The sequence below is a fragment of the Arthrobacter sp. StoSoilB19 genome (assembly GCF_019977275.1).
Classification (GTDB): domain Bacteria; phylum Actinomycetota; class Actinomycetes; order Actinomycetales; family Micrococcaceae; genus Arthrobacter.
This window is the reverse complement of record NZ_AP024650.1, coordinates 790845-805459: the sequence shown is the minus strand read 5'-3', so window position 1 is coordinate 805459 and position 14615 is coordinate 790845. Positions and strand designations below refer to the sequence as shown.

Below are 14615 nucleotides of genomic sequence, written 5' to 3'. Positions count from 1 at the left end.
GATTACTGGCCTGTGTTGTTTATTGGCCGTAGACGTTCTGGTAGCGGGCATAGAGGGAGTCGATGGAGCCCTGGTCGATGGGCAGCGGTTCGCCCAGCTGGCGGGAGATGTGGACGGTGCGGGCCACTTCCTCGCACATCACGGCGGCCTTCACCGCGGAGCGGGCGTCCTTGCCGATGGTGAAGGGGCCGTGGTTCTGCATCAGGACCGCCGGTGAATTGGAGTTCTTCAGCGTCTCCACGATCCCGTGGCCGATCGAGTCGTCCCCGATCAGCGCGAATGGGCCCACCGGGATGGAGCCGCCGAACTCATCGCCCATCATGGTCAGCACGCACGGAATGGCCTCCCCCCGGGCAGCCCAGGCAGTGGCGTAGGTGGAGTGGGTGTGCACCACGCCCCCCACCTCCGGCATGTGCCGGTACACGTAGGCGTGCGCTGCGGTGTCCGACGACGGCGACAGCGGCGGGTTGCCCCAGTCCACGGTCCCGCCGCCACCGACGTTGGTGCCCCTGACGGGCATGCCGTGCAGGTCCGTCACGATCATCTGTTCCGGGGTCAGGTCCTGGTAGGCGACCCCGGAGGGCTTGATAACCATGAGGTCGGTGCCCGGCACCCGGGCGGAAACGTTGCCTGCGGTCCACACCACCAGTTCGTAGCGGGTCAGCTCGGCATGCAGCGCACACACTTCCTCACGGACCCGGGCGATGGTTTCCAGGATCCCGGTGTCGGTGCTCATGCGGAGACCCCCACGGCAGGTTCGGCGGCGGAGCCGGGCAGGCTGGCCCGGGCGGCTTTGCGCTGGATGGCCTTGAGCCGGTGCATCACGTCATTGCCGCCGCGGCCAAAGTAGTCGTGCAGTGCCCTGTATTCCTGGAACAGTTCCTCGTACGCGGCAACGTTTTCCGGGATCGGCGTGTAGACCTCGCCGGGTTCGGCGCCCATGGCGGCGGCGGCTTCCCGGATGTCCGCGTATTCACCCGCGGCCACGGCGGCGTGGATGGCCGATCCCAGGGCCGGGCCCTGCTCCGAGCCGATAGTGGACAGCTGCAGGCCGGTGGCGTCCGCGTAGATCTGCATCAGCAGCCTGTTCTTGAGCAGGCCGCCCGCGACGATGAATTCCCTGACCGGAACCCCGGCGTCGCGGAAGGCGTCCACGATGGTGCGGGTTCCGAAGGCCGTGGCTTCCAGCAGGGCACGGTAGGTGTCCTCGGGCCGGGTGGCAAGGGTCTGGCCCACCACGATGCCGGACAGCTCGTGGTCCACCAGGACCGAGCGGTTGCCCGAGTGCCAGTCGAGCGCGATCAGGCCGTGCTCCCCGATGGCCTGCCGCGACGCCAGTCCGGTGAGGTACTCGTGGATTCCCAGCCCCGCGTCCCCGGCAGCCTCATGGTATTCGGGGGGGACGCCGTACTTGGTGAACCAGCCGAAGATGTCCCCCACACCGGACTGACCGGCCTCGTAGCCCCACAGGCCGGGCACGATGCCGCCGTCCACTGCCCCGCACATTCCCGGCACTTCACGCAGTTCGCTGCCGTTCATCACATGGCAGGTGGAGGTGCCCATGATGGCCACCAGCTGGCCGGATTCCACGGCCTTGGCAGCAGGGGCAGTGACGTGGGCGTCAACGTTTCCCACGGCCACGGCGATGCCCTCCGGCAGCCCGGTCCAGGCTGCAGCCTCCGCCGTCAGGGTCCCTGCGGCGTCCCCCAGCCGCCCGATCGTGTGCTCCAGCTTGGAACTGACAAAGTCCTTGAAGTCCGGATTCAGGGCGGCCAGGAAATCCTCCGAGGGGTACCGCCCGTCCTGGTAGATGCCCTTGTAGCCGGCGGTGCAGGCGTTGCGGACGTAGCGGCCGCACAGCTGCCAGACGATCCAGTCGGCCGCCTCCACCCAGTGGTCCATTTCGGCGTAGGCCTCCGGGTCCTCTTCCAGCAGCTGCAGGCCTTTGGCGAATTCCCACTCGGACGAGATCAGGCCGCCGTAGCGGGGAAGCCAGTCTTCGCCGCGTTCGGCCGCCAGCCGGTTGATCCGGTCGGCCTGCCCCTGGGCGGCGTGGTGGCGCCAGAGCTTCACGTAGGCATGCGGGCGGTTGGCATAGCCCGGCAATTCGTTCAGCGGCGTGCCATCGGCCTTCACGGGCACCATGGTGCAGGCGGTGAAGTCGGTGGCAATGCCGACGACGGCGGCCGGGTCGATCCCCGCGTCAGCCACCGCGGCAGGAACGGCGGTGCGCAGGACGTCCCGGTAGTCGTTGGGCACCTGAAGCGCCCATTCGCCGGGAAGCCGCGTGCCGTCGTCGCCCGCCACGTCACCGGGCAGGGAGCCGGTCACCACCGCATGGGGATATTCATGGACGGCGCTCCCAAGCTCCTTGCCGTCGCGGACCCGCACCACCACGGCGCGGCCGGACAGGGTCCCGAAGTCCACGCCGACCACGCAGTGGTCGTGGCGGGGGTCGGAGCTGGAAGTGAACAGCGCATCTGGCATGGGGTTGCCTCCATCCGGGAGGCAAGCGGCCTCATTACCGGTTTTGTAGGGTCAGGGTCGAGCTAAGTGCTGCAGCAAGTGTGAACGCTAACAAAGAAGAAGTCAATGACATCGAAAGATTTCGGAGTTTCCGGGAGCAGGCTCTTGTTAGCGTTCACAAATCAGTCTATATTGAACCGACACATCAACCATGTGGCCAGGACCGGGAGCACCGTTGCTTCCCGGCCCAACAACACTTCGCGGCAATGCTGCCGCGGAAGGAGATTATGGTGAGAATCAGAAAACTCATGGGCGCGGTGGCCCTTGTCCTCGCCCTGACCGTGGGAGCCACCGGTTGCGGCTCCCGTGGCGGAACCAGCGAATCCAGCGGCGCAGCGAAGCCCAGCGACTCGCTGGTTGGCATCTCGATGCCAACCCAGACATCTGAACGGTGGATCGCCGACGGCGCAAATGTTGAGAAGTCCCTGAAAGACCTCGGCTACAAGACGGACCTCCAGTTCGCCAACGACGACATCCCCACGCAGGTCTCGCAGATCGAAAACATGCTGACCAAGGGCGCCAAGGCCCTGATCATCGCTGCCATCGACGGCACCACCCTGACCGACGTCCTGGCCAAGGCCAAGGAGCAGAACGTCAAGGTCATCGCCTACGACCGCCTTATCAACGGCACTCCGAACGTGGACTACTACACCACGTTCGACAACTACACCGTGGGCGTCCAGCAGGCCACCTCGCTGCTGACCGGCCTGGGCCTGGTCGACGCGAGCGGCAAGAAGGTGGACGGCAAGGGCCCCTTCAACATCGAACTTTTCGCCGGAAGCCCGGACGACAACAACGCCAACTTCTTCTGGACCGGCGCCATGGACACCCTCAAGCCCTACATGGATGCCGGCACCCTGAAGGTCCCCAGCGGCCAGACCAAGTTTGAGCAGGCCGCCATCCTTCGCTGGCAGGCACCCGTGGCGCAGAAGCGCATGGAGGACATCATCACCTCCGCCTACAGCTCGGGCACCAAGCTGAACGGCGTCCTTTCCCCGTACGACGGCCTGTCCATCGGCATCATCTCCGCCCTCACCAGCACCGGCGGCTACGCCAAGGGAAGCCTTCCGGTGGTCACCGGCCAGGACGCCGAAAAGGGCTCCGTGAAGTCCATCGTCGCGGGCGAGCAGTACTCCACCATCTTTAAGGACACCCGCCAGCTCGGCGCACAGGCCGTCAAGATGGTCGACGCCGTCCTCAAGGGCCAGGAACCTGAAACCAACGACACCAAGACCTACAACAACAAGGTCAAGGTTGTTCCGGCCTTCCTGCTGAAGTCCGTGATCATCACCAAGGACAACTACAAGAAGGAACTGATCGACTCGGGTTACTACACCGACGCCGACGTCAAGTAGTCAGCGTCCGGGGGCTGTGGCCGGACCTCCATCCGGCCGCAGCCCCGCCCGCAACCTCCTGCAGCAGCAGGACGGCCAAGCTTCGACCAGTCAGTGGGAATTGACGATGAACACACCCATTCTTCAAATGCGAGGAATCACCAAGACCTTCCCCGGCGTGAAAGCGCTGCAGGACGTCACCCTCGATGTGAACCGTGGAGAGGTCCACGCCATCTGCGGCGAAAACGGCGCCGGCAAATCAACGCTCATGAAAGTGTTGTCCGGCGTCTATCCACACAACACCTTCGAAGGGGAAATCCTCTTCGAAAACGAACCCTGCAACTTCTCCAGCATCTCGGACAGCGAGAAGCGGGGCATCGTGATCATCCACCAGGAACTGGCGCTGAGCCCGTACCTCTCCATCGCGGAGAACATCTACCTTGGCAATGAACAAGCCACCAACGGATGGGTGGACTGGCGCAAGACCAACCTGGAGGCAGCAAAGCTGCTGGCCCGCGTGGGCCTCGACGAAAACCCCGTCACCCCCGTCCAGCACATCAGCGTGGGCAAGCAGCAACTCGTGGAGATCGCCAAGGCGCTGTCCAAGGAAGTGAAGCTGCTCATCCTGGACGAGCCCACGGCCGCCCTCAACGACGAGGATTCCGGCCACCTGCTGGACCTGATCCTCCATCTGAAGGGCCAGGGGGTCACCAGCATCATCATCAGCCACAAACTCAATGAAATCCGGAAGGTGGCCGACGCCGTCACCATCATCCGGGACGGCAAAACCATTGAGACCCTCCGGCTCGATGAAGGCCAGATCACCCAGGAACGCATCATCCGCGGCATGGTGGGCCGCGACCTGGAGAGCCTGTACCCGGACCGCGAGCCGAACATCGGTGAGGAAGTCCTCCGGATCGAGGACTGGTCCGTCCGGCATCCCCAGGACCACAGCCGCATGGTGGTCCGCAACGCCAACCTGCATGTCAGGAAGGGCGAGGTGGTGGGACTTGCCGGGCTGATGGGCGCCGGGCGCACCGAACTCGCCATGAGCGTCTTCGGCCGAACCTACGGCACCGCAATGTCCGGCAAGGTCTATAAGTACGGCGAGGAAATCAACACCTCCACCGTCTCCGACGCCATCCGCCACGGCATCGCCTACGCCACCGAGGACCGCAAGCACTACGGCCTGAACCTCATCGAGGACATCAAGCGCAACATCTCCCTGGCAGCGCTGCGCAAGCTCGCCAAACGCGGCTTCGTGGACAAGAACCAGGAGACCGTGGTGGCCAACGGCTACCGGAAGAGCATGAACATCAAAGCGCCCTCGGTGGCCGCCATCACCGGCAAGCTCTCCGGCGGCAACCAGCAGAAGGTGGTGCTGAGCAAATGGATGTTCTCCGACCCGGACGTGCTCATCCTCGATGAACCCACCCGCGGGATCGACGTCGGGGCAAAATTCGAGATCTACACGATCATCGCCAAACTGGCGGCCGAAGGAAAAGCCGTGATCGTCATTTCCTCGGAACTTCCCGAACTCCTGGGCATCTGCGACCGCATCTACACCCTCGCCGCCGGCCACATCACCGGCGAAGTCCCCATCGCCGAGGCCACCCAGGAAACCCTGATGCACTACATGACCAAAGAGAAGGAATAGCGAAATGTCCGCCTTACGAGAATCGCTCGGATTCCTCACCAGCCGCCTCCGCCAGGTTGGCATCTTCGTTGCCCTGATCCTGATCGTCCTGCTGTTCCAGGGGCTGACCGGCGGGATCCTGCTGGAACCGCAAAACGTCACCAACCTGGTGGTCCAGAACAGCTACATCCTCATCCTGGCCATCGGCATGGTGATGGTGATCATCGCCGGGCACATTGATCTTTCCGTCGGATCCGTTGCCGGGTTCATCGGTGCGGTGGCCGGCGTCATGATCGTGCACTGGGGCTGGCCGTGGTGGGCCGCAATCCCTGCCTGCCTGGTGGTGGGTGCCCTTGTGGGCGCCTGGCAGGGCTACTGGATCGCCTATGTGGGGATCCCGGCCTTCATCGTCACGCTGGCGGGCATGCTGATCTTCCGCGGACTCACGCTCATCACCCTCAAGAACCAGCAGATCACCCCCTTCCCCGCCGAACTGCGGGCCCTGGGCGGCGGTTTCCTTCCGGACATCTCCGGCGGCACCTCCGTCCTGGAATGGCTCACCGTCATCCTGGGTGTCGGCGCTACGGTGGCACTGCTGATCCAGGCCCTCAAAGAGCGCAGGATCCGCAGGAAGTTCGATCTCGAAAGCGAACCCCTGGTCTGGTTCGTCATCAAAACCGCCTTCACGGCGCTGCTCATGCTCATCATCACCTTCCTGCTGGCCTCCTACCGCGGCACCCCGATCGTCCTGGTGGTCCTGGCCGTCCTGGTGATCGCCTACACCGCCCTGATGAGCAACAGTGTCTTCGGGCGGCACACGTACGCCATCGGCGGCAACCTCCATGCAGCTGAACTGTCAGGCATCAAGACCAAGGCCGTCACGTTCCGGCTCTTCGTGAACATGGGCGTGCTCGCCGCACTGGCAGGCCTGGTCTTCACTGCGCGGCTCAACTCGGCACAGCCCGCCGGTGGAACAGGCTTCGAACTGGACTCCATCGCCGCGGCCTTCATCGGTGGCGCCGCCGTTACCGGTGGCATCGGAACAGTCGCGGGAGCCATGATCGGTGGCCTGATCATGGGCGTGCTCAACAACGGCATGTCCATCCTGGGCCTGGGCACCGATTACCAGCAGCTCATCAAGGGCCTGGTACTCCTTGTCGCCGTCGGCTTCGACATCTTCAACAAGAACCGCAGCGGCGGCGGTGGTGACCTCGGCAAGCGGTTCAAGCTGAAGACTACGCCCCCGCCCGCCGAGGAAAAGCCGACGCCGGCGGCCAGCGAAACCGTGGGCGTCAAGTAGCGGCTACCGCGGCCGCGGCGCTGCTTCGTGCAGACCCGGGCCTTGGACGACGCGTCCGGGGCCCGGGTCTTTGCGGCTCAGGGCGCTGCCGCGAGCCCGGTAGCAACATCTGCCGGCGAGCGCCGGCGGCGGCTGAGGAGGATGAAGGGTGCCGCCAGCAGCTGCACCGCGCCGCCCAATGCGAGCGATGCCGGGTAGCCGTAGAGGTCTGCGGCCCTGCCGAGCGCCGGCTGCACCACCACTCCCCCACTGGACCCCATGAGCGAGGCGAAGCTCAGGACGGTTGCCCGCTGTTTCGAGCCGATCATGTCGTTCAGGTAGGCCTGGCGCACGGGGGTTCCGGCGGAGGCCACCACGGCCCAGAGTGCCAGGAGCACCAGTGCCAGCCAGAAGATGCTGGTGGCCAGGAGCACCACCAGGACCACCGAGCTGGTGATGGTAGAAATGATCAGAACGGTGGTGCGCCGGCGGACCAGTTTCCGGACCAGCGGAGCCAGCCAGCCGCCCAGGATGTCCGCGCCGGCAACAATGGCCGCTGCCAGGCCTGCGATGGCGTAGGCCCTGGGATCTCCGAAGAGCTGCAGCAGGTAAGGCTGGAGGGCATAGAAGACATAGAATCCCACGCCCTCGGTGAACGGCGCAGCCAGCATCATGTACCTCACCGGCGGGTTCCGCAGGCCGCCGTCCAGCGAGGCGCGCAGGACAGCCCGCGTGGCCTGCACCGGGTGGGCCGAACGCTCCGGGGTGAAGCCGACGTCGTGCATGAGCAGGAAGGCCACCGCGAACATTGCCACCAGCACCGCGACGCGCAGCAGGAACGGCACGCCCAGGTTCGTTGCCTGCGCGATGACGCCGCCGGCCACTGACCCTGCCAGCATGGCGACCCCGGAAACCATCTGGCCGCGGCCCAGGACCGCTTCCAGGCCGCCGTCGTAACCGGAGAAGTGCAGGGCGTCCACCAGCCAGGCTTCCACTGCCCCCGAAAAGAAGGTGAAGCCAAGCCCCAGCAGCGCCGACACCCCGGCCCACCACCAGAACGGTGCGGACAACTGCCACAGCAGGTAATAGAGGTAGGTGGATCCTGCCAGGGTTACGGTGCCCAGCAGGAAGGAGGTCCGGCGCCCCCAGCTGTCCGCGACTACCCCGGTGGGAACCTCGAAAAGCACCATCCCGGCAGTGAAGAAGGCGTTTGCAGCGAAGGCTTCCAGGTTGGTCAGCCCGGCGTCGAGCAGGAACAGCGTATTGATGCCCCAAATGAACGACGCCGCAAGGGTGTTGCCCAACGTCAGCGTCAGGTATACGGTCTGGATCTTTCGTGCTGCGGCGTTCACCGGCGGCCGTTCCCTGTATCTGTTCCTGCCATGGCGGGCTCAGGATGGGCTGTAATTCGGGGGTACGGGGTCATGGCGCAGGTACTGGCGGCGGAAGCGCCCGGTGCCGGCGGTCAGCGCCCGCAGTTCCACCGCATACCGCAGGAGTTCCTGGTCCGGGACTTCGGCGCTGATCTCCGTGAGGCCCTCACCGGAAGAGGTGGTGCCGGTGAGGCGTCCCCGCCGGCCGGACAAATCACTCATCACTGTGCCCACATGTTCATCGGCGACCGTGATGGAGACGGATGATACCGGCTCCAGCAGCTGGATCCTTCCTGCTGCCGCGGCCTCCCGGAGCGCCAGCGCCCCGGCCGCCTGGAACGCCGCATCCGACGAATCCACGCTGTGGGCCTTGCCGCCCACCAGGGTGACCCGCAGGTCAACTACGGGAAAGCCCGCGGCGACGCCCTTGTCCATTTGGGCCCGGACGCCCTTCTCAATGGACGGGATGAACGTTCCCGGGATCACGCCGCCCACCGTCTTGTCCACGAACTCGAACCCCGCGCCGCGCTCCAGCGGTTCCACCTCGATGTCGCACACGGCGTACTGGCCGTGTCCGCCGGACTGTTTAACATGGCGGCCGTGGCCGGAGGCGCCTGTGGCAAAGGTTTCCCGCAGCGGCGTCACCACGTCCACGGTGTGCAGTTTCACTCCCTGTTCGCGCAGCCTGTCCAGGACCACCTCCGCGTGCGCTTCGCCCATGCACCAGAGGACCAGCTGATGCGTTTCGGCGTTCCGGTCCACCCGCAAGGTGGGGTCTCCCGCCGCTATCCGGCCCAGGCTGCGGGCCAGCGCGTCCTCGTCGCTGCGGGAATCGGCTTCCACGGCAACCGGCAGCAGCGGCTCAGGCATTTCCCACGTGGCGAGCAACAGCGGGCTTTCCCGGGCGGAAATGGTGTCGCCGGTTTCGGCGCTGCCCAGCTTCGCCAGGGCACACATGTCCCCCGCCACGCAAAAGGGGACGGGGCGAAGGGTGGCACCCAGCGGTGAGTAGATATGGGTCACCCGTTCATCGGTGTCATGGTCCTGGTGACCCCGGTCGGCCAGGCCGTGACCGCCCACGTGGACCGGCGAGTCTTCCCGGAGCGTTCCGCTGAACACCCGCACCAGGCAGATGCGGCCCAGGAAGGGATCGTTGGAGGTGCGCACCACCTCGGCTGCGAGGGGGCCGGACGGATCGCAGGACAGGCTCCCGGCCGGTTCCCCCGCGAGGTCGGTGGTGTCCGGCAGGCTGCGCTCCCCTGGCGGCGGAAAGGCGCGGACCAGCAGGTCCAGCAGTTCGGCGGTCCCCAGCCCGGTGACGGCGGACGTGGGCAGCACGGGAAAGAACGAGCCACGTGCGACGGCGGTTTCCAGGTCTGCTGCGAGCACTCCGGTGTCGATGTCCTCGCCTTCCAGGTAGCGGTCCATCAGCGTTTCGTCTTCGCTTTCGGCGATGATGCCCTCGATGAGTGCGCCCCGGGCAGGCCCGGCAGCCGCGAGTTCATCCGGCGTGGCAGCCCGGACTTCAGGGGTTGCCTCGCCGGAGGAGTAGTCCGTTACCTCCCGGGACAGCAGGCCCAGCAGGGACAGCGGCCCGGGGGCCTCCTCTGCTGAAGGCAACGGGACACACAGCGGCAGCACGCCGTCGCCGAACGCTTTGCGGCAGGCGGCCACGGCGCCGTCGTAATCTGCCCGCGGGTGGTCCAGCCGGGTGATCACGACGGCGCGTGGCAGCAGCATGTGCGCGCACTCGCCCCACAGGGCGGTGGTGGTGGCGTCGATTCCGTCCACGGCCGACACTATGAAGAGGGCAGCATCGGAGGCGCGCAGCCCCGCCCGCAGCTCACCAATGAAGTCGGGGTAGCCCGGTGTATCCAGGAGGTTCACTTTTGTCTCGTCCACCATCAGGGGCACCAGGGACAGGGTGACGGAGCGCTGCTGGTGAACCGCGGCGGGGTCCGAGTCGCTGACCGTGGATCCGTCGGCGATGGAGCCTTTGCGCGTGATCATGCCGTTGGCTGCCAGCAGCGCCTCGATCAGCATTGTTTTCCCGGCGCCCGAGTGACCCACCAGGGCCACGTTCCGGATCCGCGCCGGGTCCTGGGCCGCGATGCCGGTGGCTTGGTCGGCGCGCTTTGACTCAGGCCCGTTCCTGCCGCCTCCCGCCCGCGCTGACTCCTTGGTGCTCTTCACCGACATTGGAACCTCCTGGCATCATCGCCGACCCGACCTGACGTGTCCCTCTGATTCGACACCTTGGACGGCAGGACGGCAAGAGCACAGGCTATTTGCTGCGGGCTTTGCGGGTGGCGGCGTCGTTGGCCTTCTGGATGGCCTTGACCAATTCACCCTTGTCCATCTTCGAGCGGCCTTTGACGTCCAGTTCCCTGGCCAGTTTGTAGAGGTGGTCCTTGGACGCATTGGCGTTGACTCCGCCCGCGGTGGGTTCGGAGGAGCTGATGCCCTGTTCTGCGCGCTTGTCCGACGGGCCCCTTTTTTCCTTGGGCTCCCAGTGGTCGCCCACTTTCTCGTAGCTGTGCTTCAGGGATGCGTATGCTGCCCGGGCCGCCCGCTGCTCATCCTGGTCGTACGACTCAAGGGCGGAATCATAGGTCTTGGCGAATGTGTCCTGCGCCTTTTGCTCAGAACGCTGCAGGGTGGAAGGAAGTTCTTCCTTGCGGGCATGATCGTTCTTGCCGGTCTTGGGCATGGCACCCATCCTCCTTTAGTCAGCACGCTGATTATGTGGATGGATCCAGCTTAAACCCGGAGGTTGAATGGAGCCCCCTGTCGGATTCGAACCGACGACCCCCGCTTTACAAGAGCGGTGCTCTGGCCAACTGAGCTAAGGAGGCGCGCCCCTGCGGGCGTGCACCGTGAAGGCGCTAGATAAGGTTAGCCCAACTCCCGCCGGGCGTAAAAACGCCGGACTACTGGCGGTGAATGCGCCAGGGGCCCGCCCCGGAAACGGTCCGGAGCGGGCCCCTGCCCTGACTGGGAATCCTTAGCCCTTGGCGGCGATGGCTGCCTGCAGGAAGTCCGGGAACGGCGTCTGCGCGCTGTCGCCCTTGCCCCACTGCTTGCCGTCCACGAACACGGTGGGCGTACCGGTGACGCCGATGGCCGCGGCCTCCTTCGTGGTGAACTTCACGAACGGGCGGTAGGTCTTGTCATCGACGCAGGAACCGATGTTGACGCCCATGTCGGACGCCATCTTCTTCAAATCACTGTCGGAAAGGCCTGCGCTGCCTTCCGCCGGCTGCTTGGCGAACAATGCGTTGACGAAATCGGAGTACTTCTCCGGGGATTCGTTGACCACGCACGCTGCTGCGTTGGCGGCCCGGGATGAGTAGTTGGTGGTGGACCGGCTGTCCAGGAATCCGAGGGCCCGGTACTCAACGGTGATCTTGCCTTCGTTGCGCAGCGACGTGAGCTGGTCGTTGTACTGGGTCTCGAAGTTCTTGCAGATGGGGCAGATGAAGTCGATGTAGAGGACCACCTTGACCGGCTTGCCGGCCTCCGCTTCGGCGCCGGGAGCCACTACCTCGGCGGGCGCCGTCTTCGGCGCGTCCCCCAGGGAGGCGGCGTCAACCGTGGCCGGTTCCGACTTGGCCACATCCGTATTGGCCAGCAAAGTGACGCCGCCATGCACGTTGGCGTTGGCAGGCGTGGGGCCCTGGTCCGCTATGGGGGCGTTCTGCTTGAGGCTGTTCGTCACCACCAGCGCCACCACCACCAGGATGGCCACCACTGCCGCCACGATGCCCCAGCCGATCAGCAGCTTGTTGCGCTTGTCCTTCTTCAGCTGCTCTTCCCTGATCAGGCGCGCCTTTTCCCGCGCCTCCGCGGTTCGCTCAGCCTTGGACTTACGTACTTCGTTTGCGGGGCTCATGAGTTCCTTGGGTCGGTCGACGTAGGGGGACCACTTCGTGGCACTCCAACATTTTAGGGGAGAAAGCTGAGCGCTTGCGGTTTCAACCATTCCACCGGCTTGACCAACGGACGAATAGCCCCGATGATTCCGTCCGGCTAGGGTGGCTAAGAGGCACAAGCAACCCCAGGGGGCAGCAATGCAAACACCCGTCCAGGAAAAACCCGCCGGCAAAGCAACGGCCGGCAGCTCCGGTCCCAGCCATGCCGGCCATACGAAGTACGACTTCATGGTGGTCTCCAACAGGCTGCCTGTTGACCGGGTCGCGGCAGGGGATGCCGGTGATGACGAGTCTGGCTGGCGCCGCTCCCCCGGGGGACTGGTGACCGCCCTGGCCCCCATGATGACCAAGACAGACGGCGCCTGGGTCGGATGGCACGGCGCGCCGGACGAGACTGTCAAACCCTTCAGCCACGGCGGCATGGACCTCGTCCCGGTCCAGCTCAGCAACGACGACGTGGAGCTGTACTACGAGGGGTTTTCCAACGCCACCCTCTGGCCGCTCTACCATGACGTCATTGCCCCGCCGGAGTTCCACCGCACCTGGTGGGACGCCTACCGAAGGGTCAACCGCAGGTTCGCCGACGCCGTCGTACAGCATGCGGACCAAGGCGCCACCGTGTGGGTGCAGGATTACCAGCTCCAACTGGTGCCCCGCATGCTGCGCGAGGCGCGGCCGGACCTGCGCATCGGATTCTTCAACCACATCCCGTTTCCTCCGCCGGAGATCTTTGCCCAGCTGCCGTGGCGCCAGGCCATCATCGACGGACTCCTCGGCGCAGACCTGGTGGGTTTCCAGCGGCCCAGCGATGCCGGAAACTTCATGCGCTCCGCTCGCCGTTTCCTCGGTGCCAGCGTTAAGCAGCAGCAGGTCCACGTAAAGGGCCAGGACGGGCAGGTCACACACATTGCCCGGGCACAGGCCTTCCCCATCTCCATCGACGTCAAGCACATCAGCGAGCTAGCCGCCAGGCCGGACATCATTGAGCGCGCCCGCCAGATCCGCCAGGATCTGGGGAACCCGAAGACCATCCTGCTCGGCGTCGACCGACTGGATTACACCAAGGGCATCAGGCACCGGCTTAAAGCCTTCGAGGAGCTCCTGGCAGACGGCAAGCTCTCGGTTGGAGACGCCACCCTGATCCAGGTGGCCAGCCCCAGCCGCGAGCGCGTCGAGCAGTACCGGCTCCTGCGTGAGGAGGTGGAGGGCACGGTGGGCCACATCAACGGCACCTACGACACCATCGAGAACACCGCCGTCCGCTACCTGCACCACAGCTACCCCGTGGAGGAGATGGTGGCGCTGTACCTTGCCGCCGACGTCATGCTGGTCACGGCCCTTCGGGACGGCATGAACCTGGTCGCCAAGGAATACGTCACGGCGCGCACCAACAACGACGGCGCGCTGGTCCTCAGTGAGTTCGCCGGCGCAGCCGACCAGCTCAAGCAGGCACTGCTGATGAACCCGCACGACATCGACGGCCTCAAGAGCGCCATCATGCGTGCCGTGGAGATGCAGCCGCGGGAGTCCGGCCGCAGGATGCGGGCCATGCGGAAGCAAATCCTCGAACACGACGTGGACCACTGGTCCGCCGACTTCCTGAACGCACTGAACGAGAAGGTGGTCCGCGATGACTCCTGACGGCCACACCAAGGCAGCGCTGGCGCTCACCCCCGAACTGCGGGAAGCGCTGCACCGCATTGCCGGTACGGAGCACCTGCTGGTGGCCATGGACTTTGACGGGACCATCGCCCCCATCGTGGGCCGCGCCCAGGATGCGCGGCCGCTTCCACGCTCAGCCGCGGCGCTCGCGGGGCTCGCCGTGCTTCCACGCACGACGACGGCACTCATCTCCGGGCGCGCCCTCGCCAGCCTGCGCGAGGTGGCGTCCCCGCCCGTGGACACCCTGCTGATTGGCAGCCATGGGGCCGAAGCCTGGCTTGGGCCGGGCTCCACGGAACTGACGCTGGACGACGGCCAGAAGACCCTCCTTGAAGAGGTGCGCGCCGAGTTGGCGGCTATCGTCGCGGAGGCGCCTGGCACGTCCCTGGAATACAAGCCCGCCGGCGTCGTCCTGCACACCCGACTGGCTGCGGATGACGTGGCCGAGGACGCGGTGTCAGCAGCCCGGTCGGTGCTCCAGGAGCGAAAGGGCATCTTCCTCAAGGAGGGCAAGCGCGTCCTGGAGACCTCCGTGGTCAATGCCTCCAAGGGCGAAGGCGTCAGCTTCCTGCGGCAGGCCACCGGGGCCACTGCCGTGCTGTTCGCCGGTGATGACGTGACGGACGAGGACGCTTTCGGCCGGCTTGAACCAGGCGACGTAGGGGTCAAGGTTGGCCTCGATTTCACCCAGGCCCAATACCGGGTGGAGGCGCCTGTCCATATCGCGGAGCTGCTGGAAGCCCTGCTCCAGGAGCGGAGCATCGCCGTCGCCGAGGAAGACCCCCAGGCCGCTTCCGGATAGCCCGCGGCCGGAAGCACATGTGACATCCGTAACATTTGCGGTAAAAGAAGCAACTTCTGGCATACTCTTGG

General features: G+C 65.5%; 11 protein-coding genes and 1 tRNA gene. 5 read left to right on the top strand and 7 right to left on the bottom strand.

From position 1 onward, the window contains the following. Window positions 1-19 precede the first annotated feature (19 nt). Together LDO86_RS03795 and araB are read right to left on the bottom strand one after the other, a co-directional pair. Window positions 20-736 carry an L-ribulose-5-phosphate 4-epimerase gene (locus LDO86_RS03795; protein WP_018772037.1) on the bottom strand — a complete coding sequence of 239 codons (717 nt, stop codon included), beginning with the start codon at window positions 734-736 and terminating at the stop codon, window positions 20-22. Further along, window positions 733-2487, bottom strand: a complete 1755-nt coding sequence (gene araB / locus LDO86_RS03790; RefSeq protein ID WP_018772038.1) for a ribulokinase — start codon at window positions 2485-2487, stop codon at window positions 733-735. The genes LDO86_RS03795 and araB overlap by 4 nt, the downstream gene beginning before the upstream one ends. A gap of 245 nt (window positions 2488-2732) precedes the next feature. Here araB and chvE point away from each other — a divergent pair, with 245 nt between their 5' ends. The 3 genes from chvE (at window position 2733) to mmsB (ending at window position 6796) form a co-directional block, all read left to right on the top strand. Beyond that, a complete protein-coding gene (gene chvE / locus LDO86_RS03785) occupies window positions 2733-3881 on the top strand; it encodes a multiple monosaccharide ABC transporter substrate-binding protein (protein ID WP_043425664.1) in 1149 nt (382 codons plus the stop codon). Window positions 3882-3987: 106 nt separating this feature from the next. Continuing rightward, complete coding sequence (mmsA, locus tag LDO86_RS03780) at window positions 3988-5517, top strand: multiple monosaccharide ABC transporter ATP-binding protein (RefSeq protein WP_026266198.1); 1530 nt, start codon at window positions 3988-3990, stop codon at window positions 5515-5517. Window positions 5518-5521: 4 nt separating this feature from the next. Next, the gene (gene mmsB / locus LDO86_RS03775; RefSeq protein WP_018772041.1) at window positions 5522-6796 is read left to right on the top strand and encodes a multiple monosaccharide ABC transporter permease; all 1275 of its coding nucleotides are present in this window, start codon (window positions 5522-5524) and stop codon (window positions 6794-6796) included. Window positions 6797-6873: 77 nt separating this feature from the next. Here the strand turns inward: mmsB and LDO86_RS03770 are convergent, their stop codons facing one another. From LDO86_RS03770 to LDO86_RS03750, 5 genes are all read right to left on the bottom strand, one after another. Further along, complete coding sequence (locus tag LDO86_RS03770) at window positions 6874-8127, bottom strand: MFS transporter (RefSeq protein ID WP_018772042.1); 1254 nt, start codon at window positions 8125-8127, stop codon at window positions 6874-6876. Window positions 8128-8166: 39 nt separating this feature from the next. Beyond that, on the bottom strand, window positions 8167-10347 hold the full coding sequence (locus tag LDO86_RS03765) for an elongation factor G-like protein EF-G2 (RefSeq protein ID WP_018772043.1): 2181 nt from the start codon (window positions 10345-10347) through the stop codon (window positions 8167-8169). Between the two features lie 85 nt (window positions 10348-10432). Then, entirely contained in the window at window positions 10433-10858 is a 426-nt protein-coding gene (locus tag LDO86_RS03760; RefSeq protein WP_043425668.1) for a ChaB family protein, read from the bottom strand. Between the two features lie 68 nt (window positions 10859-10926). Beyond that, a tRNA-Thr gene (locus tag LDO86_RS03755) sits at window positions 10927-11003 on the bottom strand. Between the two features lie 149 nt (window positions 11004-11152). Then, window positions 11153-12040, bottom strand: a complete 888-nt coding sequence (locus LDO86_RS03750) for a thioredoxin domain-containing protein (protein WP_018772045.1) — start codon at window positions 12038-12040, stop codon at window positions 11153-11155. 178 nt (window positions 12041-12218) lie between these two features. Between LDO86_RS03750 and otsA the strand changes: the two genes are divergently transcribed. Together otsA and otsB are read left to right on the top strand one after the other, a co-directional pair. Next, window positions 12219-13721: an alpha,alpha-trehalose-phosphate synthase (UDP-forming) gene (gene otsA, locus LDO86_RS03745; protein ID WP_018772046.1), complete on the top strand. Its 1503-nt coding sequence runs from the start codon at window positions 12219-12221 to the stop codon at window positions 13719-13721. After that, the gene (otsB, locus tag LDO86_RS03740) at window positions 13711-14544 is read left to right on the top strand and encodes a trehalose-phosphatase (protein WP_018772047.1); all 834 of its coding nucleotides are present in this window, start codon (window positions 13711-13713) and stop codon (window positions 14542-14544) included. Before otsA ends, otsB begins: the two co-directional genes overlap by 11 nt. Window positions 14545-14615: the final 71 nt, after the last annotated feature.